Origin of the sequence: Massilia eburnea (assembly GCF_009720745.1) — a bacterium.
Lineage (GTDB): Bacteria > Pseudomonadota > Gammaproteobacteria > Burkholderiales > Burkholderiaceae_D > Rugamonas > Rugamonas eburnea.
Map to the genome: position 1 here is coordinate 98,356 of NZ_WNKX01000016.1, position 23,169 is coordinate 121,524.

A 23,169-nucleotide genomic window follows, 5' to 3' on the forward strand; every position below is an offset into this window, starting at 1 on the left:
TTGAATCCGCATTGGACGCCGAACTGCACAGCGCAATGCAGAATGCCAAGGTACGCCAGGAAGCTGAAAAGGATTTGCCGACGCTGACCAAGGCAGAACTGGCCGAACTTCTGTTCGAACAGGTGGGCCTGAACAAGCGTGAGGCCAAGGACATGGTCGAAACTTTCTTTGACGAGATCCGCAATGCGTTGGAACGCGGCGAAGCGGTGAAACTGTCTGGTTTCGGCAATTTCCAGCTGCGCGACAAGCCGCAGCGCCCGGGGCGCAACCCGAAAACCGGCGAGGAAATCCCGATCACCGCACGCCGTGTGGTGACCTTCCACGCCAGCCAGAAGCTGAAAGGCATGGTCGAAGACAGCGCCGGTACGGCGCGCGCATCCTGATAAAAATCAAAGGTGCGTGAATGAATGACCGTCCTGGCAAGGCTGAACTGGTAGTATTGCCGCCGATTCCGGCGAAGCGTTACTTCACCATTGGCGAGGTCAGTGAACTATGCGGCGTGAAGCCGCACGTGCTGCGCTATTGGGAGCAGGAATTCACCCAGTTGAAACCGGTCAAGCGGCGTGGTAACCGCCGCTATTACCAGCACCACGAAGTGCTGTTGATCCGTCGTATACGCGAACTGCTGTACGAGCAGGGCTTCACCATCAGTGGCGCCCGCAACAAGCTGGATAGCCGCGCTGCCGATTCGGCGCAAGGCGAGTATGATGAAAGTATTGGCGTTGAAGCACCGCCGCTGGACCGCGAGATGCTGCGCAGCGAGCTGCAAAGCATACTCGAGCTACTAAAGTTGTAAGCAGCTGTAGCAAGGGCGCTTAGGCGTCCTTTTTTTCGGTTAGACTCAGCTAAAATGTTAAACCATTGGTGCTACAATATTAACGTTATGATTTTGCTAGTGATATTGCAGACGCTGGCTCCGTTCCCAGGTTAAGAGTTCAAGAGGGAAGATCAATGATTCGCGTAGCCATCTGTGACGACCACCAGATTGTAAGGGCTGGTTTCAAGCAAATCTTTTCGTCGTCGGACGAATTCAGCGTAGTCGCTGAAGGAAGTACCGGACGCGAAGCGCTGGAAATCGCGCGCAAGGAAGTTTGCGACGTGCTGTTGCTGGACATCGCCATGCCTGACCAGAGCGGCATCGACACGCTGCGTACCATCCGCCAGGGCCAGCCGGACCTGCCGGTACTGATCCTGTCCGGCTATCCCGCGCAGCAGTACGCGCTCAACCTGTTCAAGATGGGCGCCAACGGCTACCTGAACAAGGAGTGCGAGGCGGAGGAGCTGGTCAACGCCGTGCGCACCGTGCATCAGGGACGCCGCTACGTCAGCTCGCAAGTGGGCGAGCTGCTGGCCCAGAGCTTCGACCGCGATTCAAACGCGGCATTGCATACCGAGCTGTCGGACCGCGAGTTCCAGGTGTTCCTGCGCCTGGCGCGCGGCGCTACCGTGTCCGACATCGGCACGGCTTTGTCGCTGAGTATCAAGACCGTCAGTACTTATCGAACGCGTATTATGGAGAAGATGGGCTTGCAGTCCAATAGTGACCTGACATACTACGCAATGAAGAATAATCTGCTGGATTAAACGTCTGGTTACATTTAGTGTTGCCGCACGATAGCCTTTCCGTGTGGCAGCATTTTGCTGCCGGTCTATAATGGGCACATGTATTTCACTGTCGAACCAGCGCCCCGGCACCGGCTGCCGCTGTACAAAACGCTCCTGTGCGTCACCTGCGCGCTGATTCTGATCGTCAACGGCTTCAGTCTCTTTCATAACCTGCAGTCACTGCGCGGCGCCAATGAACAGCTGGCGCTCAGCTCGCGCGTGGCGGAACGCCTGCAATACCTCAATGTGCTGGTGCTCGATGCCGACAGCAGTGCGCGAGGCTATTTCATTTCCGGCAAGGAAACCTACCTGGGGCCGACGCGCGCCGTCGTTACTGAATCCGAGAACGAATTCCGCGAACTGGAGAAGCTGCTTGCCAATAATCCCATCCAGCTGAAGAGCCTGCAGCAGCTGCAGGTGCTGGTGCGCAAGCGGATCGCCATCCTGAGCCAGGCCATCGAGGTATACAAGCATGGTGGGCTGGACGACATCGTCAACATCGCCCAGGTCAGCGATGAACGCAGCGGCATGGACGAGATCCGCCTGCAGGTGGTGATCATGGTGCGCGAGCAGAACGAGGCGATGTCGGCGCGCGCCGCCAGCTTCTACCAGGAATACCAGAAGGCCGTGGTGATGGGCGCCGGCATCAATGCCATCGCCATCGTCGTGCTGATCATGTTCTACCAGCTGGTGCGGCGCAGCTTCGTGCACCGCGCGGCGGTGGAGCATGCACTGCAGCTGTCCAATGAAAGCCTGGAGTCGATGGTGCAGCAGCGTACCGAGCAGCTGTCCGTGCTGTCGCGCCACCTGATTTCGATCAGCGAGGAAGAGAAGATGCGCCTGTCGCGCGAGCTGCATGACGAGATGGGCGCCAACCTGACGTCAATCAGCATGGATATTGCAGCCGTCGCCCACCAGCTGCAAAAGACCAATCCCGAGCTTGCAGCCCAGCTGCGCCGCGCGCGCGGCACCCTGGTCGATACGGTCGAGCTCAAGCGCCGCATCATCGAAGACTTGCGCCCAAGCCTGCTGGACAACCTGGGCCTGTGCGCTGCCATCGACAGCTATTGCGAAGACTTCACGCGCATGACGAATATTCCATGCGAGACGGAGATCGGGGCCGACATCGATGCGGTATCCAAGGCCGGCGACAGCAGCCTGTCGATCGCCTTGTTCCGTATCGTGCAGGAATCGCTGACCAATATCCGCAAATACGCCAAGGCCAGTCACGTCAGCGTCTCGCTCAAACTGCAGCGCGACGAGATGCTGGTGCTGCGCATTATCGACGACGGTATCGGGATTGCCGCTCCTACGCTGGCCAAGCCCATGTCGCATGGCTTGCTGGGGATGCGGGAGCGGGCGTTGCTGCTGGGCGGGGTATTGAATATCCGCCGCGGGCGGGGAGACAAGGGAACGTGTATCGAGGTTTATATCCCGCTGAAGGGGCGCGGCGGGCGCACGGCCAGTGCCATGCCCCCGTCGCTGCTACATCCTAGCAGCACGCCACATCAGCGAGCAGGCGATCATATTCAATCTTCGCCACCTTATAGCACTCGCCCGCATAACGTTCCAGACCTTCACGATCAATGACGGTGATGTTGCCGCGGCGGTAGGTGATCATGCCGTCTTCCTGCAGCTTGCCAGCGGCGGCGGTGATCGATTCGCGGCGCACGCCCAGCATGATCGAAATCATTTCCTGGGTGACCTTCAGTTCATTGCTTGGGGAGCGGTCCAGGCGGTCCAGCAGCCAACGGCACAGCTTCTGTTCGATCGAGCTGTGGCGGCCGCCAACGGCGTTCTGTGCCATCTGGGCGAACAGCGCTGCGTTGTAGCGCATCAGCAGCTGGGGCAGGGCGCCGCCCTTGTTGAAGGCGTCGCGCAGGGCCTGTGCCTTGATACGGTAGCCGTAGCCGGCGCTTTGCACGACGGCGGTGCTCATGGCGCGTTCGCCGGCGAACATCGACACGCCCACCACGCCTTCGTGGCCGACCACGGCAATCTCGGTCGTCGCGCCATCTTCCATTACGTACAACAGGGAAAGAATAGCTGTGGTTGGGAAATAGACGTATTCCAGCTTGCTGCCGAACTCGAATAGTTCTTTACCGAAGGGCAATTGCACCAGTTCCAGGTGTTCAAACAGCGCCTCTAGTGCTTCACGAGGGAGGGCTGCCAGCAATTCATTCTGCTGGGCGCCGCTGTAGCTGACAACTGGCCGGGACGCAACTTTAAACTCCGAAGAACCAACAGGCATTACATGGGACAGCGAGTTCTTGGCAGAGACGCTAAGTTGAGTGTTGTTCATTTTATCCTCACAAAACTAAAGTACACGGTGTTGCAGTCGGCATTCTTAGGAGTGCTGCTTGCCGATCGCGTTGGTATTACTTTAATTTTCTATGTGAGAGATGAACATAAGACCTGTTACCTCCATCGTGTAGGCTGGCAACATGGCAGTTTGTCAGGCTAGTCCTACAACATTGCAATTTTTGTTGGCGCACTGTTGGACACGCAGCGAAAAAAGGGGACGTACCCCTTTTAAGCGCCCAAAAGGGGTACGTCCCCTTTTTTTAAGCGGAACTGTCCCAGTGCTTCGTTCAGCATGGCTGTTTCCGCGTGGACACGGCTGGCGCCTTCGGAGGCCTGCACCACCAAAGCAGCGTTCTGGCGGGTCATGTCGTCGATACGGTGCAGGGCGCTGTTGATGCGGGCGATCTCGCTGCGCTGGCCGGCTTCGGCGTCGGTAATGCGGGCGATGACTTCTTCCATGCTGCGCACCGAAGCCACCACCTGCTGCATGGTGGCGCCGGCGGCGTCAACCTGGGCGTTGCCGCTTTCCACCTTGTCGACCGAGTCGCCGATCAGGTGCTTGATCTCCAGCGCGGCGGCGGCCGAGCGCTGCGCCAGGCTGCGCACTTCGGTGGCGACCACGGCAAAGCCGCGGCCATGGTTGCCGGCGCGGGCCGCTTCCACCGCGGCGTTGAGGGCCAGGATATTGGTCTGGAAGGCGATGCCGTCGATTACGCCGATGATGTCGGCGATGCGGTCGGAGCTGCTGCGGATCGCGGCCATGGTATCGACCACGGCGCCCACGCTGGCGCCGCCCTTGCGCGCCACGCCCGCTGCGTGCTGGACCAGCTGGCGCCCATCGTCGGCATGGGCGCTATTGCGCTGGACGGCGGCGTCCAGTTCTTCCATCGCGTTGACTGTAATGTGCAGTGCTTCGGCCTGGGTGCTGGTTGAGCCGTTCAGGGCTGTGCTGCCACTGGCCAGTTCGTCGGCGGCGCTGGCGATGCGCGCGGCGCCGCTGCGGATATCCGTTATCAGGGTTTCCAGCGCAGCGGTCATGCTGCTGAAAGCGTTGGCCAGGCTGCCGATTTCATCGCGGGCCGGCGAGGCGATGCGCGCACTCAGGTCGCCTGCAGCCGCGGCCCGCACGGCGCGATTCAGCTGGCGGATGTCGCGGTTGAAGGAAGCATAAAAGCCCGCACCCAGCCAACTGGCCAGCGCAATCGCCAGCAGCACCACGGCCGCTACCCCATTGCGGCGCAAGGTATCCTGGGCGGCGCGTTCAGCCAGCAGCTGGTCCAGCGCGTCGGCGGTCTGGCTGGACAGGGTTTCGAGCGCGGCAATGGCTTGCAGGCCGGCGGCGTTGAATTCCTTGCCGCTGCTCTGGTTGTAGGAGTTCAGTACCTCGTTCCGGGCGCGTTCCAGGAAAGCCAATGCGGCTGGTACGGCGGCCATGCGTGGCTGCAGCGTCGCCGCCAGCCCCGGGTTGTTGGCGAAAATCGCGTCGTACTGCGCCGGCAGGCGCTCCAGTTCATGGCGCGCCAGCATGGAGGTGGCGGTCAGCATCTGGTCTTCGTTCGCTTCAAACAGACCGCTGTCGATATAGGCCGCGCCGCGGCCCGCGATCACCGACAGGTTTTCGGTCAGCCCTGGAAAGGTCTTGAGGAAAGAGGCGATCAGGTAAACGCTGCGTACTTCCGGGTCGAGCGAGAGGCGGGCGCGGTCGGCCGCCAGCGCTGCGAGGGCGTCGGCCTGGGCGAGCAGCTTGCTGTGCGCGGCGAAGCTGGCGCGCGCGTCGAGGCTGGCCTGGCGCTGCTGCAGCTGCTGCCAGCCCTGTTCGAGTTCGGTTTGTGCCGGCAGGCTTGCCAGTGGGCCGACGGCAAGCTTGCGCAGCTGCGCCAATGCGGCGCTTTCCGCCTCGCTGGCGGCTACGCTGCCGCGCGCGGCTTCCTGCTGGCTGGCAGCCAGGCGCATGTGTTCCAGGCTGCGTTTTTGCTGCAACTGGCGCCGCACTTCATGCAATTGGCGCAGGTAGGCCAGGCCCTGGCGCTCTTGCGCGGTGTAGGAAACGGATTTATGCAGCTCGGCGACCAGCAGCCCGGAGGCGAGCAGCAGCGGCAGCAGGAAGACGAGGGAGACCAGGGCAAACTTGGGCAGGAGGCGCAGCCTCTGCATGAGCGAGATGGCAGGCTGGAGGAAGATCATGTGGCGTCCGCGATGAATTTTCTAGGCGCGATAATGATGCAAGGCAATTGTTACGCCGTGATGAATCGGGGCATAATGCGCGGTAATTCATTCATTCCCAAGCCCCATGCATGTAATCCTGGTTGAAGACGACGTTGTTCTGGCAGACGGCCTGGTCAGGGTGCTGGGCGGCCATGGCATGAAGGTGGAGCTGCTGCAAAACGGCAGTGAAGCGGATGCCGTGCTGCAGCGCCCCGGCCAGGTCGACGTGCTGGTGCTCGATATCGGCTTGCCGGGACTGGACGGTTTCGAAGTGGTGCGTCGCCTGCGTGCGCGCGGCAGCCAGCTGCCGGTGCTGTTGCTTACTGCGCGCGATGCGGTGGAAGACCGCGTGCGCGGACTGGAACTGGGCGCCGACGATTACCTGGTCAAACCCTTCGCCACGCCGGAACTGGTGGCGCGGGTGCGTGCGCTGGCGCGCCGCCACGCCCCCAAGCCAAGCGTGCTGCAGATGGGCGCGCTGGTGCTGGACCTGGGCGCCAAGCGCGCCCGCGTGCGCGACAACGTGATCGATCTCTCCGTGCGCGAGTGGGCTGTGCTGGAATACCTGCTGCAGCATAGCTCGCGCGTGGTGAGCAAGCAGCAGATCATCGACGCCATCCTGCCATGGGGCGAAGACGTGACGCCGAATGCGGTGGAAGTCTACGTCTCGCGCATCCGGCAAAAAACCCTGGACGCCGGCATCAGCATCCGCACCATCCGAGGCTTCGGCTATATGCTGGAGCCGGTCAATGGGTAGCATTCGCCTGCGGCTGCTCAAATGGCTGATCGTGCCGGTGCTGCTGCTGAACCTGGCCGGCGTGGCACTGAACTACGCCATCGCCTGGATCCCGGCCCAGATCGCCTTTGACCAGTCGCTCTCCGATGCCGCCACCATGCTGGGCGCGCGGGTAGGCGAGAGCGACGGCCGCCTGGTCCTGGATCTGCCGCAGATGGCGGAGTACGCCTTGCGCGACGACGACCTGGACCGGGTGTATTTTTCCGTACGCGACGGGCAGGGGCGCCTGGTGGCGGGCGATCTGGAACTGCCCGTGCTGCCGGCGCGCGCCGCGGCCCCGGCCACCGACGGCGTGGTCAACGGCGAAGCGGTGCGCATGGTGGCGCAGCCGGTGCTGGTGGGGCAGCAGCAGGGCCTGGTGATCGTGGCCAAGACGCTGCGCAAGCGCGGTCAGGCGCGGGCCGCCATTTTGCGCGCCATGCTGCCGCTGGCGGCGCTGTTCACGCTGGCTTCGGTCGGCTTTGTCTGGTTCTCGGTGAGCGGCGGCCTGTCGCCGTTGAACCGGGTGCGCACCGGTATCCAGGCACGCAGTTCCGACGACCTGTCGCCGATCGCCTCGGCCGAGGTGCCGCTGGAAGTGAAGCCGGTGGTGCATGCCTTCAATGGCTTGCTGGAGCGCGTGCGCGAAGGCGCCCAGGCGCAGCAAGACTTCCTGGCCAATGTGGCGCACCAGCTGCGCACGCCCCTGGCCGGCCTGCGCACCCAGATCGAGCTGCTGTCGGCGCAGGAATGCAAGCCGGAGGCCGCCTCATCGCTGGCGATGATGCGGGACTCCACCGAACGCATGATCCGCCAGGTCAACCAGCTGCTGTCGTTCGCGCGCGCCGAACCGGGCCCGCTGCGCAAGACGCATATGGAGCCGCTGGCGCTGGACCAGTTGCTGGAGGAGTCGATCCAGCATTTCGTCGAGCAGGCGCTGCGCAAGGATATCGACCTGGGCTTCGACCTGCAGCCGACCATGGTGCAGGGCGACCGCTTCCTCTTGCGCGACCTGGTCGACAACCTGGTCGACAATGCAATCCGCTACACGCCGCCCAAGGGCACGGTGACGGTCAGCTGCTTCCCCCACCTCGATGGCGGCATGCTGACGGTGGAAGACTCCGGCCCCGGCATCGCGCCGGCCAAGCGCAGCGCCGTGTTCAAGCGCTTCCAGCGCCTCGATTCCAAGACCACGGGCAGTGGCCTGGGGCTGGCCATCGTGCGCGATATCGCCGTTGCCCACGGCGCCAGCGTGGCGATCGATACCCCTGCCAGCGGGCAGGGTGCGTTGTTTTCTGTGTATTTCCCCGCATAAATTTGCTGCTGTCAGCTTTTCGTCAGGTTTCCCTCAGGTAACTGCAAGCTTCCTTGTCTAGACTTGCATTATCGGTAATCTGACTTGGAGTAATGAAATGGAGCAGCACAATTCCGGCGTGGCGCGACAGGCGGGCGTAACGCTGATTGAACTGATGGTATCGCTGGTGATCATCGCGATCCTGAGCGCAGCGGCGCTGCCGGCCTACAACGATTACGTCAAGCGCGGCAAGATCCCCCAAGCCACCAGCAACCTGTCTTCCATGCGCGTCAAGATGGAGCAGTATTTCCAGGACAACCGGAGCTATCCGAGCGCCTGTACCGCCGCGGCCGGCATGCCGCTGCCAGCGGCGGACGATTTCACCTATAGCTGCACCCTGACCGCCACCACCTTCACGGTGCAGGCCCAGGGCAGCGGCTCGATGAGCGACTTCATTTACACCATCGACGAGTCGAACAACAAGCGCACCACGAAGCTGCCGCCTGCCTGGGGCAGCGCATCGGCCGCCAGCCCGATCGGCTGCTGGGTGCGCAAGAAGGGCGGCGCATGTTAAGCCGGCGCCAGGGCGGCGTGACGCTGCTTGAGCTGATGCTCGGGATCGTGCTGATGGCGCTGCTGCTCGCCATGGGCGTACCATCCTTCAGCTCCTGGATCCGCGATACGCACAACCGTACGGCAGCGGAATCCGTGCTGAACGGCCTGCAGCTGGCCCGCAACGAAGCTGTGCGCCGCAATACCGTGGTGCGCTTCAGCCTGACCGACCAGGGCGGAACCGTGGCCTGGAATGTCGGCTGCGTGGCGGCGACTACCACTTGTCCGGCCACGATCCAGTCTCGCCCGGCCGCCGAAGGCAGCGACCAGGCCCGTATTGGCGTCAGCACTACGGCGATTCCGACGCCGATCCCGTCCGGGCAGTTCGACACTGCGCTGACGGCCGGCAGCGGGCTGCTGTCCGGCGTGAGCTTCGACGGGCTGGGGCGCGTCACCACGCCGGTGGCCGGCACCAATTTCACGCGCGCTGACATCGTCCATGCGACCAACAGCAATGCGCGCCGTTACGTAGTAGTGGTGGGTACCGGCGGCCAGGTTCGCATGTGCGATCCGAAGCTGCCGTTCGCGACCAACCCGCAAGGTTGCAGCTAAGGGGATGCAAATGAAATCAATCAGCACATTGCGTAAGCAGGGCGGCGTGGTGCTGCTCGAAGGCCTGATCGCGATGACGATTTTCGCCTTCGGCGTGCTGGCCATCGTCGGCATGCAGGCGGCTACCTCGCGTGCGGCGGGCGATGCCAAGTACCGTGTCGATGCGAGTTTCCTGGTCAACCAGTCGCTTGGCTTGATCTGGGCCGACCGCGCCAATGCAAACTCCTACGCGGTAAGCAACCAGGTGATCGCTTCGCTGCCGAATGGCAAGCGCACCATTGCCGTGACCCAGACCGCGACCGACACCCAGGTGACGGTCACCGTGACCTGGCAACTGCCGGGTGAAAGCACCGTGCACAGCCATTCGAGCTTTACGCGCATCAATGGCTAACAAGAGAGGATATTCAATGCGCGCGCATGAAAAAGGCTTCGGCCTGGTCGAAATCATGGTGGGCCTGGGCATCGGCATGCTGGCCATGGTCGTCGTGATGGAGGTATACAGTCAGTCGGAAGCGCGCAAGCGCACCACCACCAGCGGCGGCGACGCCCAGAGCAATGGCGCCATTGCGCTGACCATGATCGAGCGCGATGTGCGCAACGCCGGCTGGGGCATGGACATCACGCAATATGCCAACTGTGCCACTACCTACACCTACTGCGATGGCAGCGCGGCTTGCGGCGGGACCGGGACAGCCGGTCCGCTGGGCGGATTCAACCTGGCATCGGTCGTGATCGCCGATGGCGGCACCACCGGTCCGGATGCGATTTCGGCCCAGTATTTTGCCGATCCCAACCTGGGCACTTTCCGCCTGCCGGCGAGTACCAAGCTGCGCAGCACCATGCCGCAGTCTTCGTCCGAGCTGAACGTTGCCAGCACCTCCGGCTGCCAGGACGGCTACCTGGCGCTGGTGTCGCAGGGCAGCACCTGCACGCTGATGCAAGTGACGCAAGTCCAGGGCCAGGCGCTGAAGATCCAGCACAATCCCGGCGGCAGCGGCATTTACAACCCGCCGGCAAGCTACCAGAACGACAATAACTGGCCGGCCTACACCGTGGGCGCTACGCTGTCCTGCTTCGCCCAGCCGGCAAGTGCCGCGCAATTCCAGCGCAGCTACAGCATCAATAGCAGCCGGCGCCAATTGCTGCGTTCGGACAACTCAACCGCCACTGCGGCCGCCAATGAAGTGGTGGCGCCGGAAATCGTCGACCTGCAAGCCGAGTATGGCATTGCGAACGCCGGCAGCCAGAACGTCAATGCCTGGGTCCCGGCCAGCGGAACCACCTGGGCCAATCCTTCGGCGGCGAACCGCAACCGGATCAAGGCCGTGCGCATCGCGCTGGTGGCGCGCAGTGCCCAATATGAAAAGCCGGCTGCGGGTGCGACCTGCAGCACCACCACGCAAACCATGGTGAACGGCTGGTCGACCTGGGCCACCTTCAACGCCAGTACTTACTCGAGCGACTGGCAATGCTACCGCTACAAGGTATTCGAAACGATTGTGCCCTTGCGCAATGTCATGTGGGGGAATATATGAGCATCCGTAAGCAGGGCGGTGTCGTGCTGCCCATCACACTGATCGTACTGGTGGCGATGACGCTCGCTGCCGTTGCCATGATGCGTTCGCTCGATACGTCCAGCGTTATCGCCGGCAACCTGGCCTTCCGCCAGAGCGCCACCGCCAGCGGCGACAACGGCGTGGAGGCTGCCATTACCTGGCTGAGGGCCAATACCGGCGCTCTGAACCAGGACAGCCCGGCCAACGGCTATTACGCGACGCGCCAGGACGCGCTCGACATGACCGGCAACCGCTCCGCCGCCACCAACGACAACCTCAACTGGGGCAGCGCTTCGGCGGTGAAGACCTTGACGGTGGACAGTGCCGGCAACCAGGTGGCCTACGTGATCCACCGCATGTGCGATAGCGCCGGGCCGCTCAATTCCTCCACCTGCTCCACCCAGCAGGGCATCAAGGAAGGCAGCAGCAAGGGCTCCTCGCGCCAGATGCAGTCCTACCAGGAAGGCGCATGGGACGATGTGTCGAATCGCGGCTACTACCGAATCACGGCGCGGGTCACCGGGCCAAGAAATACCACCAGCTACGTCCAAGCTGTGGTCGTCATTTAACGCAGGAGAAATCACATGGACTGGACTCATTTGCCACAGGCAGGCCTGCGTGCCGTGCTGGCATCGCTCGGCTTGACCCTGTTGCTGGCATTGCAGCCGGCTACAGCCAGCCCCACCGAGCTGGCGGACCTTCCGCTCGCCAATTCGTCGACGGCGAATATTCTGCCGAACATCATGATGGACATCGACAATTCGGGCAGCATGCAATGGACCTACATGCCCGACTATGTACGCTATCAATCCGGCGGCGGCGGCTGGGCCTACCTTTGCCGCGGAAATGATGACGACGAGAACCTGGTGGTCTGCGAACCCGGCGATCCGCCATTCTTTGCCAGCGCGTTCAACGGCTTGTACTACAACCCGGCGATCCGCTACATGTGGCCGGTGCAAGCCGACGGCACGCGCCTGCCTGACCGCACCTCCAGCCACAACACGTCGTACGTCTCGCCTTGGGGCGCAGTGCCGAGCGATGGCTACGGCATCCAGCGCATTGAGGATAGCAGCGACCAGGCGCCAAGCTTCGAACCCTGCTACCCGGTGGCGGTCGGCGGCGACTGCACCCGCCTGGACAGCGATGCCACCATCGACCTGGTGAACGGCTATCCTGAGCGGGTCTGGTGCGATGGCACGTCGAAGAAGGCGACTTGCGTGTCCGCGCTGGACTCCAGCAATGTCTACCGCTACCCGAACAGCACTTACAAGTACTTGAAGGTCAAAAGGGGCGCTCCGTATTACTACAACGTGAGTGTGGAGTGGTGCAACAAGCAGGCCAGCAAGTCGCCGAACACGAACTTCGGCAAGGCGGGCACTTGCCAGGCCAAGAAGACCGACACTTACCAATATGTGCGTTACTACAATTGGTCCCGGGTCGACATCGTGTCGGGAACGACTTTCCCGGCCAAGGCGCCGACCCGTACCGATTGCGCCGGCACGATCTGCACGTATGCGGAAGAAATGGCGAACTTCGCCACCTGGTATGCGTGGTACCGCACCCGCACCCAGATGACCAAGAGCTCGATCGGGCTGGCATTCAAGGACGTGCGCGGCCTGCCGGTGGATTCCGACCCGAACGATTTCAGCTTCACGCATGCGCGCGTTGGATTCACCACCATCAACAACCCCGCGGCGCTCAAGCTGAACATTCAACCTTTCGACAGCAGCCAGAAGGGTTCGTTCTATACCAACCTGTATGCCTTCAACCCGAATGGCGGCACACCGCTGCGCGGTTCGCTTAAGTCGCTGGGTGAAATGTATGCGGGCAACACTTCCGTGTACGCTGATCCGGTGCAGTATTCCTGCCAGAAGAATTTCACGATCATGGCGACCGACGGCTATTGGAATGATGATAATTTCAAGATGGCCGACCAGGATGGCGATCCGGACACGGTCACCAAGCCATCGTACGACAAGCTGGCCACTGCCGATACGCTGGCCGACGTGGCCTACTATTACTACCACACGGACTTGCGCACCAACTGCAGCCGGACCTCAGCTGACCTGTGCACTGACAATGTCGCGCCATCGGGTTCGAACCCGGATGTGGACGACGTCGCCAAGCACCAGCACATGACGACCTTCACCATTGGTCTCGGAGTGGACGGTACGCTGGATTACGATCCTAACTACAAGACCAGCAAGTCCGGCGACTATTTCGATATCAAGCAGGGCGTGTTGAACTGGCCGGCGCCATCGGCGAATGCGCCCGAAACGATCGACGACCTCTGGCACGCGGCGGTCAACGGCCGTGGCACGTATTTCAGCGCCCAGAACCCGGCATCGCTGGTCAGCGGCTTGCGCACTGCGCTCCGGAGTATCGACAGCGTGACCGGCGCCGGCGCTGCGGCGGCCACCAGTAACCTGCAGCCGACTTCCGGCGACAACGGCTTCTTCATGGCGACTTACCGCACCGTGAAGTGGGACGGCGAAGTCAGCGCCTATACCCAGGACCTGGAAACCGGCGTTCTGTCGGATGCCCCGGTTTGGCAGGCGGGCGCGCTGCTGCAGCAAAAGATCGCCACGTCCGGCGACAGCGATACGCGGGTCATCTATACCGCCAATGGCAGCAACGGTTCCATGACGCGCACCTTGTTCAAAAGCGGCACCGGCGGCATGACTTCGGCACAGCTGGCCTTGTTTGACGCCCGCCGGTTGAGCCAGGCCAGCGGCTGGACCACGAGCCAGACTCAGGCGGCGACCGCAGATTCCCTGGTCAATTACTTGCGCGGCCAGGACCGCAACGAAGACCAGGACCGCGACCAGACTTACGGTACCTACCAGCGCCTCTACCGCGACCGCGAGAAGGTGCTGGGCGATATCGTGCACGCGCAGCCGGTGTACGTGAAAGCGCCGCCTTACGACTATGACGATGGCTACGCCACCTTCAAGGCCAACAATGCCGAGCGCGCCGCCATGCTGTACGTCGCATCCAACGATGGCATGCTGCACGCCTTCGACGCCACGACTGGGCAGGAGAGCTGGGCCTTTGTTCCGCCCCAGGTCCTGCCCGACCTGTGGCGCCTGGCTGATATCAACTATTCCAACAGCCACCGCTACTATCTCGACGGCCCGGTGTCGGTGACCGATGCGAAGGTGGGCAATACCTGGAAGACAGTCCTGATCGGCGCCCTGGGCAAGGGCGGCCGCGGCTATTACGCGCTGGACGTGACCAACCCTGCCTCGCCGCAAATGCTGTGGGAATTCACTGCGGCCAACAACGCCAATGTCGGCTATAGCTATGGCACGCCGTTCATCACCAAGCGCAGTGACGGGACTTGGGTCGCCGTGGTCACTTCGGGCTATAACAATATTCCGGAAGGCACCAAGTACGCCACGGCGGACGGGGGCGGCTATGTCTTCGTGCTGAGCCTGGTGGACGGACATGTGCTGTCGACCATTGCGGCCGGCAGCCCGTCGACGACTTCGCCGAGCGGCTTGTCGCGCCTGAACCTGATGACGGTCGATTTCAGCACCAACAACACGGCAGTGGTCGCCTACGGTGGTGACTTGAACGGCGTCATGTGGCGCTTCAACCTGAATACGGGGACGGCAACCAAGCTGGCAGACCTTGGCAGCGGCAAGCCGATCACCTCGGCCCCGGAAGTTGGTGAAATCACCTACGCGAACACCAAGTACCGCGGCGTGTTCTTCGGTACCGGCCGCTACCTGGGCTCCGGCGACCTGAGCAGCACTGCCGCGCAGACCCTGTACGGCATCAAGGATACCGGCAGCAATACGGTGGATGATCCGGCTACCCAGCTGGTACAGCAGACTGTCACCACGACGGGCGGCAGCCGCAGCATTACATCCAACGTCGTGCCTTGGAATACCAAGTCGGGCTGGTACGTGAATTTGCCGGACAGTGGCGAGCGTGCGACCGCCGAACCGGAGCTGTTCTTTGGCACCTTGTTGTTCACCACCACGGTTCCTTCGGTCTCGGCCTGTCAGCCAGGCGGTTATGGCTGGCTGTACGCGATCGACTTCATGACCGGCGGCGATCTGACCAAGGGGCTGGTGGAGGGCGGTACTGGGACGGGCGGTTCCGGGACGAGTGTGCCTCGTAAATTGCCGGCGGGCGTATTGCTGACCCACCCGCCAGTGGGTCCACCACCGCCAACGCGCCTGGATACGCCGATCATCCACGTGGTGACCGCGGACGGCAGCAAGCCGCCGCCGCAGGAGCTGCCGATTGGCGATGATGGCTCGTCGCAGCCCAAGCGGGTTCTGTGGCGCGAGCTGACCAACTGATGCGGCAATGATGGTGCCCCGCTCACGTCCATGGCCGGCGCTGCTGATTTCGGCGCTGGTGCACCTTGCCGTTGCGCTGCTTCTGCTCGGCCGCCCTGGCGGCCCGGCGGGCGGCAACGGCAGGGTGGTGCAGCCGGGCCCCGTCATGCTGGTGCACCTGGTTGCGGCCAGCCCGGCGCCAACGCAGCTGCGGGCCGAGCAGCCTGAAATCGCTGAAGTGCAGCAGCCGGCGCCTGCCGCTGTGGCCAGCGAGGCCGAGCCTGACAAGGCAGAGGCTGAGACGGTTGCGGCAGTCGACGCCAAGCCTGCCGAGCAGCCCTATATTGACGCCGCAGCCATGACGCGGCAGCCGGAAGTTGTCTTCGGCCTGGTCTCTGATACCTTGCTGATCGTACCTGGACTGAAGGCGCAAGGCGTTGCGCTGCAAGTCTGGATCAACGAAGAAGGTGGCGTTGACCGCGTCGAGCTGGATTCCCAAATGTCGGAAGAAGACCAGCAACTGCTGCTGGCAGAGTTCGTGAAGGTACGCTTCTCGCCCGGACGCGTTGGCCGCCTGCCGGTGCGCAGCCATATCTCGATGCAAATCCTTGTCGATAACGCCATTCGGGCGTGAGGTCATACATGGTAAAATAGCGGGTTTTCCGTCTGCGCCAACCGCTGGCTGCCATCATGTCTGACGATATCCAAATTCAAACTTCGAGCAAGACCCCCGCGCTGATCGCGCGCGAGGTGGCTCGCCGCCGTACTTTCGGCATTATTTCCCACCCGGACGCGGGTAAAACCACCCTGACCGAAAAGCTGCTGCTGTTCTCGGGCGCGATCCAGATGGCCGGTACGGTCAAGGCGCGCAAGAGCGGCCGCCACGCTACCTCCGACTGGATGGAAATCGAGAAGCAGCGCGGCATTTCCGTGGCTTCCTCGGTGATGCAGTTCGAGTTCCGCGACCACATCATCAACCTGCTGGATACGCCGGGCCACCAGGACTTCTCCGAAGACACTTACCGTGTGCTGACTGCCGTCGACTCGGGCCTGATGGTGATCGATGCAGCAAAAGGCGTGGAAGCTCAGACCATCAAGCTGCTCGACGTCTGCCGTATGCGCAATACGCCGATCGTGACCTTCATGAACAAGCTGGACCGCGAATGCCGCGACCCGCTGGAACTGCTGGACGAAGTGGAGTCCGTACTGAAGATCCAGTGCGCGCCGGTGACCTGGCCGATCGGCATGGGCAAGAACTTCCGCGGCGTGTACCACCTGATCAACGACGAGATCCTGCTGTTCCGCGCCGGCGAGGAAAGCGTGCAGGGCTTCGAAGTCATCAAAGGCATCGACAATCCGCGCCTGCAGGAGATGTTCCCGCTGGAGATGGACCAGTTGCGCATGGAAGTGGAACTGGTGCACGGCGCCTCGCATCCATTCAGCCTGGAAGACTTCCTGGCCGGTAAGCAGACCCCGGTCTTCTTCGGCTCCGCGATCAACAACTTCGGCGTGCGCGAGATTCTGTCCGCGCTGGTCGACTGGGCACCTGCGCCTGGCTCGCGCGATGCGTCGGTGCGCGTGGTGCAGCCGACTGAAGAGAAGTTCTCCGGCTTTGTGTTCAAGATCCAGGCGAATATGGACCCGGCGCACCGTGACCGTATCGCCTTCCTGCGCGTCTGCTCGGGACGTTTCGAGCGTGGCATGAAAGTCAAGCACCTGCGCCTGAACCGCGAGGTGAAAGTGTCATCCGTGGTGACGTTCATGGCGTCTTCGCGCGAACAGGTGGAAGAGGCTTACGCCGGCGATATCATCGGCTTGCCGAACCACGGCAATATGCAGATCGGCGACTCCTTCTCGGAAGGCGAGATGCTGCAGTTCACCGGTATTCCTTACTTTGCGCCGGACTTCTTCCGCCAGGTCCGCATCCGTAACCCGCTGAAGATCAAGCAGCTGCAGAAGGGCTTGCAGCAGCTGGGCGAGGAGGGTGCCGTGCAGGTGTTCAAGCCGGTGCAGGGCGGCGAGGTTGTGCTGGGCGCAGTGGGCGTGCTGCAGTTTGAAGTGGTTGCCTCGCGCTTGCTGAATGAGTATGGCGTGGATGCGGTGTTTGAGGGTACTTCGATTTCGACCGCGCGCTGGGTTTCCTGCGACGACAAGAAGATGCTGGCGGACTTTGAGGCGGCGCTGGGCCACAATGTGGCTTACGATGCGGCGGGTAACATGGCGTATCTGGCTACCTCCGGCGTCAATCTGCGCTTGACCCAGGAGCGTTGGCCTAAGCTGACGTTCCACGCGACGCGCGAGCATGCGACTAAACTGGACTAAACCCGGCAAACCAGGGTCAGACCCAAGGGGCAGACCCATGTCTGGTCATCGGCTAACGGTGTTGGGTTTAAGCCTTTGACTTTCGACGAAGGTCAAAAGCGCACAACCGAAACCCGCGGCAGTCATGCTGACTGGGTCTGACCCTCGGGTCAGACCCAGGTTCACCGGGTTTTCTTAAGCAGCCGCCCAAAGCCGCCGCTCCCGCAGCAGCACCTCCAGCTCCTCCGCCGGCATCGGCCGCGCAAAGTAGAACCCCTGCATCACATCACACCCCGCATCCGCCAGGAACGCGACCTGCTCCTCAGTCTCCACGCCTTCCGCCACAACGCTCAAATTCAATGAATGCGCCATCGCGATAATCGCCTTGGCAATCGCCGCCCCGTCCCCCGGCACATCATTCACGAAGCTGCGGTCAATCTTCAGCTGGTCAATCGGGAAGCGTTTCAGATAAGCCATTGACGAATACCCCGTCCCGAAATCGTCGATCGACAGATGAATCCCCGCCGCCTGGATCTTGTGCAGTAGCGCGATATTGGCGTTGACGTTCTCCATCAGCACGCCCTCGGTAATCTCCAGCTCCAATAAGCGCGGCGGCAAGCCAGTCTCCATCAGCAAGGCCTGCACCTCATACATCAGCTGCGTATCCTTGGTCTGGCAAGCGGACACATTGACCGCCATATGGTCTATATCCTCCATCAAGCCCGCCTTGCGCCACGCAGCCGCCTGCCTGACCGCCGTCTGCAGCACCCAGCGCCCGAGAGGCACGATAACGCCGCTTTCCTCCGCCACAGGAATGAACTCGACCGGGCTCACCGCACCGCCCAGGGCCTCGCAATTCCAGCGAATCAGCACCTCCATGCCGCGCATGCGCCCTGTGCGCACGTCGATCTGCGGCTGGTAGTGCAGGGACAGCTCATTATTCTGCAAAGCCTTGCGCAGGTTGGCCTCCAGCGCCAGGCGTTTGCTGGCCTTGTGCGCCATCTCCTCATGGAACACTTCATAGGCATTCTTGCCTTTGTTCTTGGCATGATACATCGCAATGTCGGCGCAGCGCACCACAGCTGCCGCATCCGCCGCATCCTTCGGATACACGCTGACGCCAATGCTGGCACTGACAAACAGCTGGTGCGTATCCACTATGAAGGGCCCGGACAGCGCGCGCAGGATCTTGCGCGCCACCTGGTCCGGTTCCACATCATCGTCGGCCGGTTCCACGATCACCACGAATTCATCGCCGCCGATGCGGCAGATGATGTCCTCGCTGCGCAAAGTCTCCTTCAGGCGTTCCGCTACCTGGCGCAACAATTTGTCGCCTGTATCGTGACCCAGGGTATCGTTGACCACTTTGAAATTATCGAGGTCCAGCAACAGCAGGCCAACGCTGGTTTCCTGCCGATCCGCCCGTTTCAGCTTGAAGGACAGCTTTTCGTTGAAAGCATTTCTGTTCGGCAGGCCGGTAACCGGATCGACGTGCGCCAGCACATGCAAGTTATGCTCGGCCTGCGCCACAGCCACCCGCATGCGCCGCACCAGCAGCCAGGCCAGTGCGAATGACCCCAGGGTCGCAATGCTGGTAAAGCCGGCGAAGGTGAAGGACCGGCGGTACAGCGGCATCAGCGTGGCTCGGATCGATACGCTGCCCACAACCTTGTGGTCAACGAAGATCGGCTCCAGCACTTCGATATAGTCCATGCCGTATTCATGCTGCGCTTCGCCCGCTTCGCTTGGCGGCAGTTCCGGCACCGGCGCGCCATTGCGCCGGAATTGCGCCAGCGGCGTGCTGCCGACGATGATGTTCGCGCTCTGGACGCTTGGCGATGCCGCCAGGCCGCCGAGAATCTCCTCCGCCGCATGCGCATCGCTGAAGAGGAGGGCGGCCGTGCTGTTGTTGCCGACAATGCGGGCCTGTACCTGCAAATCGCGCAGCAGCGTGCTGCGCAAAGCCATGAACTGGAATACCACCATCAGCAGGCCAGCCAGGCACAGGGCCGCGCCAGCCGCCAGCATGGTTGAACGGACTACTTTGCTGCCGATCGGGAGCAGGGCGATCTTGGCCGGAGAGGTCATTGCACGCTCCTTGCCAGCCGCAACAGCTTGGAGCTGAGCGACAGGCGCGCCAGGCGCACCGGCGCCATGTCCACGTCGAAGCCCACGCGGCGATTGTCGATACCGAAGGAAATCATGGCGCCGTTGGCACCGATAATACGGTCGTCCGCCACCGTCAGCACGCTGCTGGTCGCCAGGTCGCGCTTGAGCAGGGCCCAACGCTCGCGGTCTTGCGCATCCAGCACCAGCAGGTGGCAGGTCGCCAATTGGGCCACTGCCGGCTGTGCGGACAAGGTGCGTACGGAAACGTGGTGTCCGTTGACCTGCTTTTCCTGCAGCCCGGCCAAGGCTGGCAGCAAACCATTGTCCTGGAACACGCAAAGCCGCAAGGGAGCGCTGGCGGGCAGAGTGTCCGCCGGCCATTCCGTGAACATGGCGAAGTTGAACAGGATGGCCGCCTTCAACTGCGCCTCGCCCGCGCCGGCCGGCAGCTGGGCGTGTGCCGGCCCGCCCGCCTGAAGCAGGAAGACCAGTAGGGCGAGCAGGCGCTGGATCATCAGTAGGCCGCCTTCAGTTTGAGATAGATGCGCCGGCCGTCCTGCACGATGGAGCGCTGCAGGAAGCTGAGCGATACCGGGTCTGCATAGCGGCGGTCGAACAGGTTTTGCACGCCGAGCGAGGTGTCCACGTGACGCGTGAGGCCAATGGTGAAGATGTTCAGGTTCGCCAGCACGAAGCCGCCCGCCTTGCCGCCGCCAATCTCGCTGCGGGCACTGACATATTGCCCTTCCACGCCTGCGTGCCAGGGGCCGGACAGGCGGCCAGTGGCATTCAGCTTGGCCAGCCAGTGCGGCGAGTTGACTTCGCCCGCGTCGCTGGTGACCCATTGGCGCGACAGGCTGGAACGCAGCCTTGTTCCACTGGCCCAGGAACGTTCGTATTCCATCTCAACGCCGCGTGCACGCGAGTGGCCAACGTTGCGGAAGATCGGCATGCTGGATGGTTCGTCATCCACTTCGGTAACCAGGTCGGACGCCTTGTTCAGGTAGCCGGTGAGCGTAAAGCGCGCGTTGGAGGCAAGCTGGCGCACCAGCGAGAGCTCGTGGCTGCGAATTCGCTCGCGTCCCAGTGTGGGATTGGCCAACTGGCCGCCTTGACCATCGATGCCGTAGTACAGCTCATAGTTGTTTGGGGCACGGAATGCGCTTCCGTAAATCGCTTTGAGCGTGGTGTCACGCGCCACTTCGGCAATCAGCGCCAGGCGCGGGTTGAATACACCGCCGGTGCTGGTCTCCTGGTCGTAGCGCAGGCCCGCATTCAGCAGCACACCTTTCGCCAAGGTGATTTCATCTTGCGCGTAGACGCCAAAGCGCTTGCCATACCCGTTGTGGTCAAGGAAATCCACACGTGGATCGATATTGTAGTTCTGCAGCAGCAATTCGCTGTTGTACTGGTACTCCGCACCCACGACCAGCTTCTGTGCGGCTGTCAGCTGCAGGAACAGGCTGGCGTCCGCTCCCCACCAGCGGGCATGGGTCAGGTCGAGGTTAATCGAACCAAATGGGTCCTGATTGACGAAATGACCTTCGTAGTAATAGTTGCCGTGATACAGGCGGGCAGTCAGCTCGCCGTGCAATGGCAGGACCTGGTTGCGGTAAGCAATTTCGGCCATGCGCAGGCGGTCCAGCGTTTGCCCGCCGGGCACATTGAATGGCTGTTCGTACGAAGCCGTGGCCATGCCCTTGGTGCGTGCGCCTTCCAGCACGGACATCGACCAGGCGCCAACCTGGCCGCGCGCATACAGACGCGTAATGCGCTCCCAGTCCAGCCCTCGGGCAGTGCCGCCGAATTCAGGGAAATATAGATCGCGTCCATCGCTAAGATTCCGGCTCGCAGACAGCAGCATTTCGGCATCGCCATTGCGCCAGGCATAGCTTGCGCTGCCGTTGCGCGTGCCGGCCTGTCCCGCCTCCACAGTGGCGCGTGCGCCTTCCAGGTCGGAAGCGTGGCGCGTAATGACGTTGATCACGCCAAAGAAAGCGTTGGCGCCGTAGATCGACGACCCCGGGCCGGGCACGAATTCGATGCGGTCCACCAGGTCCAGGTCGAGAGGGAATTCCCCGCCGATCAGGGCCTCGTCGTACACCGGATCATTGATGCGTGTGCCGTCAATCTGCAGCAGGAAGCGCGTGCTGTAGTCGCCCGAGCGCAGGAATCCCCGCGCGCCAAGATAGCTGTAGCTGCGGTCGTTGCTGGTGTACAGCCCGCGAATGCTGCGCAGGGCGTCGGCCAGCGTGCGCCAGCCATAAGCGCGGATATCCGCCGAAGTCAGTACGGTGACGTTAGAGGGGGCTTGGGTCGCATTCTGGTTAAAACGGGAGGCGCTGTACACCTCCATCGATATCAGTTGCTCAAGTGGCAAAGTGGTCAGGTCGGCATCTTGTGCGCAAGCGTTCGCCGCCGCGAGCAGCAAGACTGCCAGCGGCCTTGTCCGGAGGCCATGCAGTGCTGTGTTTCTCATCCCGATGGTTTGTTTTTATGGTGTCTTCACATGGTGGCATTGCCGTGGGGGAATGTACAGCGCGGCGGCCACCGTCAGCACTATTTAACAACATCAATTAACTACTTAATAATTCTCGCCAGGCACTTGGCGTTTGGCGCGCCACCTGTTTGAAGGCGCGGCGGAACACGGCTTCGTCGCTAAAACCGGTTTCAATGGCGGCGCGCCGCAGGCTCACATTCGGACGGGCAAGCAGGCGCTTGGCTTGCTCGATGCGGCACTGCAAAATGTACTGCACCGGAGTGACGCTCAGCGCCGCACCGAATCGCCGTGCAAGATTACGCTGGCTCATGGCGACGTGGCGCGCGACATCGTCGGGCGTGATGCCGGCGCAGCTGTGCTGCTCGATATAGCGTTGGGCCGCCAGCACGCGTGAATCGCCGTGTTCCTGTTGTCCGGCCGCGTGGCCGACATCCGCCAACTGGCGTGCTGAATTCGCATACCTCGCAAATTTCAGCGCCGCCTTCTCGCCATGGAAGCGTTTGACGAGATGGGCGCAGGCGTCGATGGTTGGCGTGATGCTGGCTGCCGTGATCAGCCGGCCATCGACAATCAGCGGCGACTGTGGCGAAAGACGCACCGCAGGCCGCGCTGCAGCGATGGCGCGCCGGTCTGCCAGGTTGCATGTCGCATCGCGCCCATCCAGCAAGCCAGTGTTCGCCAGCAACCGCACACCGCTTGCAGAAGCAAGGATGCAGCCGCCAGCCTCGTAATGCCTGACGATCCATCGCAGCAGGGAAGGGCTGGCCGGCACCTCGCCATAAAACGAGGGCAGCACAAGCACATCGGCAGGCCGTGCATTGCGGAGACTACGTTCCGGCAGTAGCGCCGGCCCGGTGAACGAACGCACTGGCTGCATGGTCGGGCCGACCAAGGCGACGTCAAACATCGCCGCAGCCACCAAGTCCGGTTCGCGCGCATTCAACGTTCCCGCCACCGCCAGCAGTTCGCGGATCAGCATGACACCGCCAGCCCAGCAGTTGTGGTCGATATAGATGTTTGTCGGAATGGCTGAAAAAGTATGTTGCATGGCGAATAATGTACCA

20 protein-coding genes are annotated in these 23,169 nt (G+C 62.2%); 14 read left to right on the forward strand and 6 right to left on the reverse strand.

Translation table 11 applies throughout. The features are described from left to right. The first annotated feature begins 35 nt into the window (after positions 1–35). From GM658_RS19575 to GM658_RS19590, 4 genes are all read left to right on the forward strand, one after another. Positions 36–383 carry an integration host factor subunit alpha gene (locus GM658_RS19575; protein WP_055925271.1) on the forward strand — a complete coding sequence of 116 codons (348 nt, stop codon included), beginning with the start codon at positions 36–38 and terminating at the stop codon, positions 381–383. 20 nt (positions 384–403) lie between these two features. After that, entirely contained in the window at positions 404–796 is a 393-nt protein-coding gene (locus tag GM658_RS19580) for a MerR family transcriptional regulator (RefSeq protein ID WP_155455747.1), read from the forward strand. Between the two features lie 155 nt (positions 797–951). After that, the gene (locus GM658_RS19585) at positions 952–1,584 is read left to right on the forward strand and encodes a response regulator (RefSeq protein ID WP_155455748.1); all 633 of its coding nucleotides are present in this window, start codon (positions 952–954) and stop codon (positions 1,582–1,584) included. A 78-nt stretch (positions 1,585–1,662) separates the two neighbouring features. Next, positions 1,663–3,195: a CHASE3 domain-containing protein gene (locus tag GM658_RS19590; protein ID WP_155455749.1), complete on the forward strand. Its 1,533-nt coding sequence runs from the start codon at positions 1,663–1,665 to the stop codon at positions 3,193–3,195. Here GM658_RS19590 and GM658_RS19595 read toward each other — a convergent pair. Next, the gene (locus GM658_RS19595) at positions 3,098–3,907 is read right to left on the reverse strand and encodes a Crp/Fnr family transcriptional regulator (RefSeq protein WP_155455750.1); all 810 of its coding nucleotides are present in this window, start codon (positions 3,905–3,907) and stop codon (positions 3,098–3,100) included. The two genes, GM658_RS19590 and GM658_RS19595, sit on opposite strands and share 98 nt — an antisense overlap. Before the next feature lie 230 nt (positions 3,908–4,137). Beyond that, positions 4,138–6,093: a methyl-accepting chemotaxis protein gene (locus GM658_RS19600; protein WP_155455751.1), complete on the reverse strand. Its 1,956-nt coding sequence runs from the start codon at positions 6,091–6,093 to the stop codon at positions 4,138–4,140. A gap of 106 nt (positions 6,094–6,199) precedes the next feature. Here GM658_RS19600 and GM658_RS19605 point away from each other — a divergent pair, with 106 nt between their 5' ends. The 10 genes from GM658_RS19605 to GM658_RS19650 all read left to right on the forward strand — a co-directional run bounded on the left by GM658_RS19605 (position 6,200) and on the right by GM658_RS19650 (position 17,517). Further along, complete coding sequence (locus GM658_RS19605; RefSeq protein WP_155455752.1) at positions 6,200–6,871, forward strand: response regulator transcription factor; 672 nt, start codon at positions 6,200–6,202, stop codon at positions 6,869–6,871. Continuing rightward, positions 6,864–8,204 carry a sensor histidine kinase gene (locus GM658_RS19610; RefSeq protein ID WP_155455753.1) on the forward strand — a complete coding sequence of 447 codons (1,341 nt, stop codon included), beginning with the start codon at positions 6,864–6,866 and terminating at the stop codon, positions 8,202–8,204. Before GM658_RS19605 ends, GM658_RS19610 begins: the two co-directional genes overlap by 8 nt. 97 nt (positions 8,205–8,301) lie before the next feature. Beyond that, positions 8,302–8,757 carry a type IV pilin protein gene (locus tag GM658_RS19615; RefSeq protein ID WP_155455754.1) on the forward strand — a complete coding sequence of 152 codons (456 nt, stop codon included), beginning with the start codon at positions 8,302–8,304 and terminating at the stop codon, positions 8,755–8,757. Continuing rightward, positions 8,751–9,347, forward strand: a complete 597-nt coding sequence (locus GM658_RS19620) for a GspH/FimT family pseudopilin (RefSeq protein ID WP_155455782.1) — start codon at positions 8,751–8,753, stop codon at positions 9,345–9,347. The genes GM658_RS19615 and GM658_RS19620 overlap by 7 nt, the downstream gene beginning before the upstream one ends. A 10-nt stretch (positions 9,348–9,357) precedes the next feature. Then, the gene (locus GM658_RS19625) at positions 9,358–9,738 is read left to right on the forward strand and encodes a type IV pilus modification PilV family protein (RefSeq protein WP_155455755.1); all 381 of its coding nucleotides are present in this window, start codon (positions 9,358–9,360) and stop codon (positions 9,736–9,738) included. A 16-nt stretch (positions 9,739–9,754) separates the two neighbouring features. Next, positions 9,755–10,882, forward strand: a complete 1,128-nt coding sequence (locus tag GM658_RS19630; RefSeq protein WP_170298887.1) for a PilW family protein — start codon at positions 9,755–9,757, stop codon at positions 10,880–10,882. Beyond that, positions 10,879–11,472 (forward strand): pilus assembly PilX family protein, encoded by a 594-nt coding sequence (locus GM658_RS19635; protein ID WP_155455757.1) that lies wholly within the window; start codon positions 10,879–10,881, stop codon positions 11,470–11,472. The genes GM658_RS19630 and GM658_RS19635 overlap by 4 nt, the downstream gene beginning before the upstream one ends. Positions 11,473–11,487: 15 nt before the next feature. After that, the gene (locus tag GM658_RS19640) at positions 11,488–15,216 is read left to right on the forward strand and encodes a pilus assembly protein (protein WP_155455758.1); all 3,729 of its coding nucleotides are present in this window, start codon (positions 11,488–11,490) and stop codon (positions 15,214–15,216) included. A gap of 7 nt (positions 15,217–15,223) precedes the next feature. Then, entirely contained in the window at positions 15,224–15,829 is a 606-nt protein-coding gene (locus GM658_RS19645) for a hypothetical protein (protein WP_155455759.1), read from the forward strand. Between the two features lie 56 nt (positions 15,830–15,885). Continuing rightward, positions 15,886–17,517, forward strand: a complete 1,632-nt coding sequence (locus GM658_RS19650) for a peptide chain release factor 3 (RefSeq protein ID WP_155455760.1) — start codon at positions 15,886–15,888, stop codon at positions 17,515–17,517. A 174-nt stretch (positions 17,518–17,691) separates the two neighbouring features. On the opposite strand, the gene GM658_RS19655 is transcribed toward GM658_RS19650, so the two are convergent. From GM658_RS19655 to GM658_RS19670, 4 genes are all read right to left on the reverse strand, one after another. Then, entirely contained in the window at positions 17,692–19,584 is a 1,893-nt protein-coding gene (locus tag GM658_RS19655) for a putative bifunctional diguanylate cyclase/phosphodiesterase (protein WP_155455761.1), read from the reverse strand. Further along, entirely contained in the window at positions 19,581–20,120 is a 540-nt protein-coding gene (locus tag GM658_RS19660) for a YfiR family protein (protein WP_155455762.1), read from the reverse strand. Before GM658_RS19660 ends, GM658_RS19655 begins: the two co-directional genes overlap by 4 nt. Next, positions 20,120–22,084, reverse strand: a complete 1,965-nt coding sequence (locus GM658_RS19665) for a TonB-dependent receptor plug domain-containing protein (protein WP_155455763.1) — start codon at positions 22,082–22,084, stop codon at positions 20,120–20,122. The genes GM658_RS19660 and GM658_RS19665 overlap by 1 nt, the downstream gene beginning before the upstream one ends. A gap of 97 nt (positions 22,085–22,181) precedes the next feature. After that, a complete protein-coding gene (locus GM658_RS19670; protein WP_170298888.1) occupies positions 22,182–23,153 on the reverse strand; it encodes a GlxA family transcriptional regulator in 972 nt (323 codons plus the stop codon). Positions 23,154–23,169: the final 16 nt, after the last annotated feature.

Bases quoted from the DNA above. Each gene is read 5' to 3' on its own strand.
- GM658_RS19575 (WP_055925271.1), top strand. From the start codon at position 36: ATGCAGAATGCCAAGGTACGCCAGGAAGCTGAAAAGGATTTGCCGACG.
- GM658_RS19580 (WP_155455747.1), top strand. From the start codon at position 404: ATGAATGACCGTCCTGGCAAGGCTGAACTGGTAGTATTGCCGCCGATT.
- GM658_RS19585 (WP_155455748.1), top strand. From the start codon at position 952: ATGATTCGCGTAGCCATCTGTGACGACCACCAGATTGTAAGGGCTGGT.
- GM658_RS19590 (WP_155455749.1), top strand. From the start codon at position 1,663: ATGTATTTCACTGTCGAACCAGCGCCCCGGCACCGGCTGCCGCTGTAC.
- GM658_RS19595 (WP_155455750.1), bottom strand. From the start codon at position 3,907: ATGAACAACACTCAACTTAGCGTCTCTGCCAAGAACTCGCTGTCCCAT.
- GM658_RS19600 (WP_155455751.1), bottom strand. From the start codon at position 6,093: ATGATCTTCCTCCAGCCTGCCATCTCGCTCATGCAGAGGCTGCGCCTC.
- GM658_RS19605 (WP_155455752.1), top strand. From the start codon at position 6,200: ATGCATGTAATCCTGGTTGAAGACGACGTTGTTCTGGCAGACGGCCTG.
- GM658_RS19610 (WP_155455753.1), top strand. From the start codon at position 6,864: ATGGGTAGCATTCGCCTGCGGCTGCTCAAATGGCTGATCGTGCCGGTG.
- GM658_RS19615 (WP_155455754.1), top strand. From the start codon at position 8,302: ATGGAGCAGCACAATTCCGGCGTGGCGCGACAGGCGGGCGTAACGCTG.
- GM658_RS19620 (WP_155455782.1), top strand. From the start codon at position 8,751: ATGTTAAGCCGGCGCCAGGGCGGCGTGACGCTGCTTGAGCTGATGCTC.
- GM658_RS19625 (WP_155455755.1), top strand. From the start codon at position 9,358: ATGAAATCAATCAGCACATTGCGTAAGCAGGGCGGCGTGGTGCTGCTC.
- GM658_RS19630 (WP_170298887.1), top strand. From the start codon at position 9,755: ATGCGCGCGCATGAAAAAGGCTTCGGCCTGGTCGAAATCATGGTGGGC.
- GM658_RS19635 (WP_155455757.1), top strand. From the start codon at position 10,879: ATGAGCATCCGTAAGCAGGGCGGTGTCGTGCTGCCCATCACACTGATC.
- GM658_RS19640 (WP_155455758.1), top strand. From the start codon at position 11,488: ATGGACTGGACTCATTTGCCACAGGCAGGCCTGCGTGCCGTGCTGGCA.
- GM658_RS19645 (WP_155455759.1), top strand. From the start codon at position 15,224: ATGATGGTGCCCCGCTCACGTCCATGGCCGGCGCTGCTGATTTCGGCG.
- GM658_RS19650 (WP_155455760.1), top strand. From the start codon at position 15,886: ATGTCTGACGATATCCAAATTCAAACTTCGAGCAAGACCCCCGCGCTG.
- GM658_RS19655 (WP_155455761.1), bottom strand. From the start codon at position 19,584: ATGACCTCTCCGGCCAAGATCGCCCTGCTCCCGATCGGCAGCAAAGTA.
- GM658_RS19660 (WP_155455762.1), bottom strand. From the start codon at position 20,120: ATGATCCAGCGCCTGCTCGCCCTACTGGTCTTCCTGCTTCAGGCGGGC.
- GM658_RS19665 (WP_155455763.1), bottom strand. From the start codon at position 22,084: ATGAGAAACACAGCACTGCATGGCCTCCGGACAAGGCCGCTGGCAGTC.
- GM658_RS19670 (WP_170298888.1), bottom strand. From the start codon at position 23,153: ATGCAACATACTTTTTCAGCCATTCCGACAAACATCTATATCGACCAC.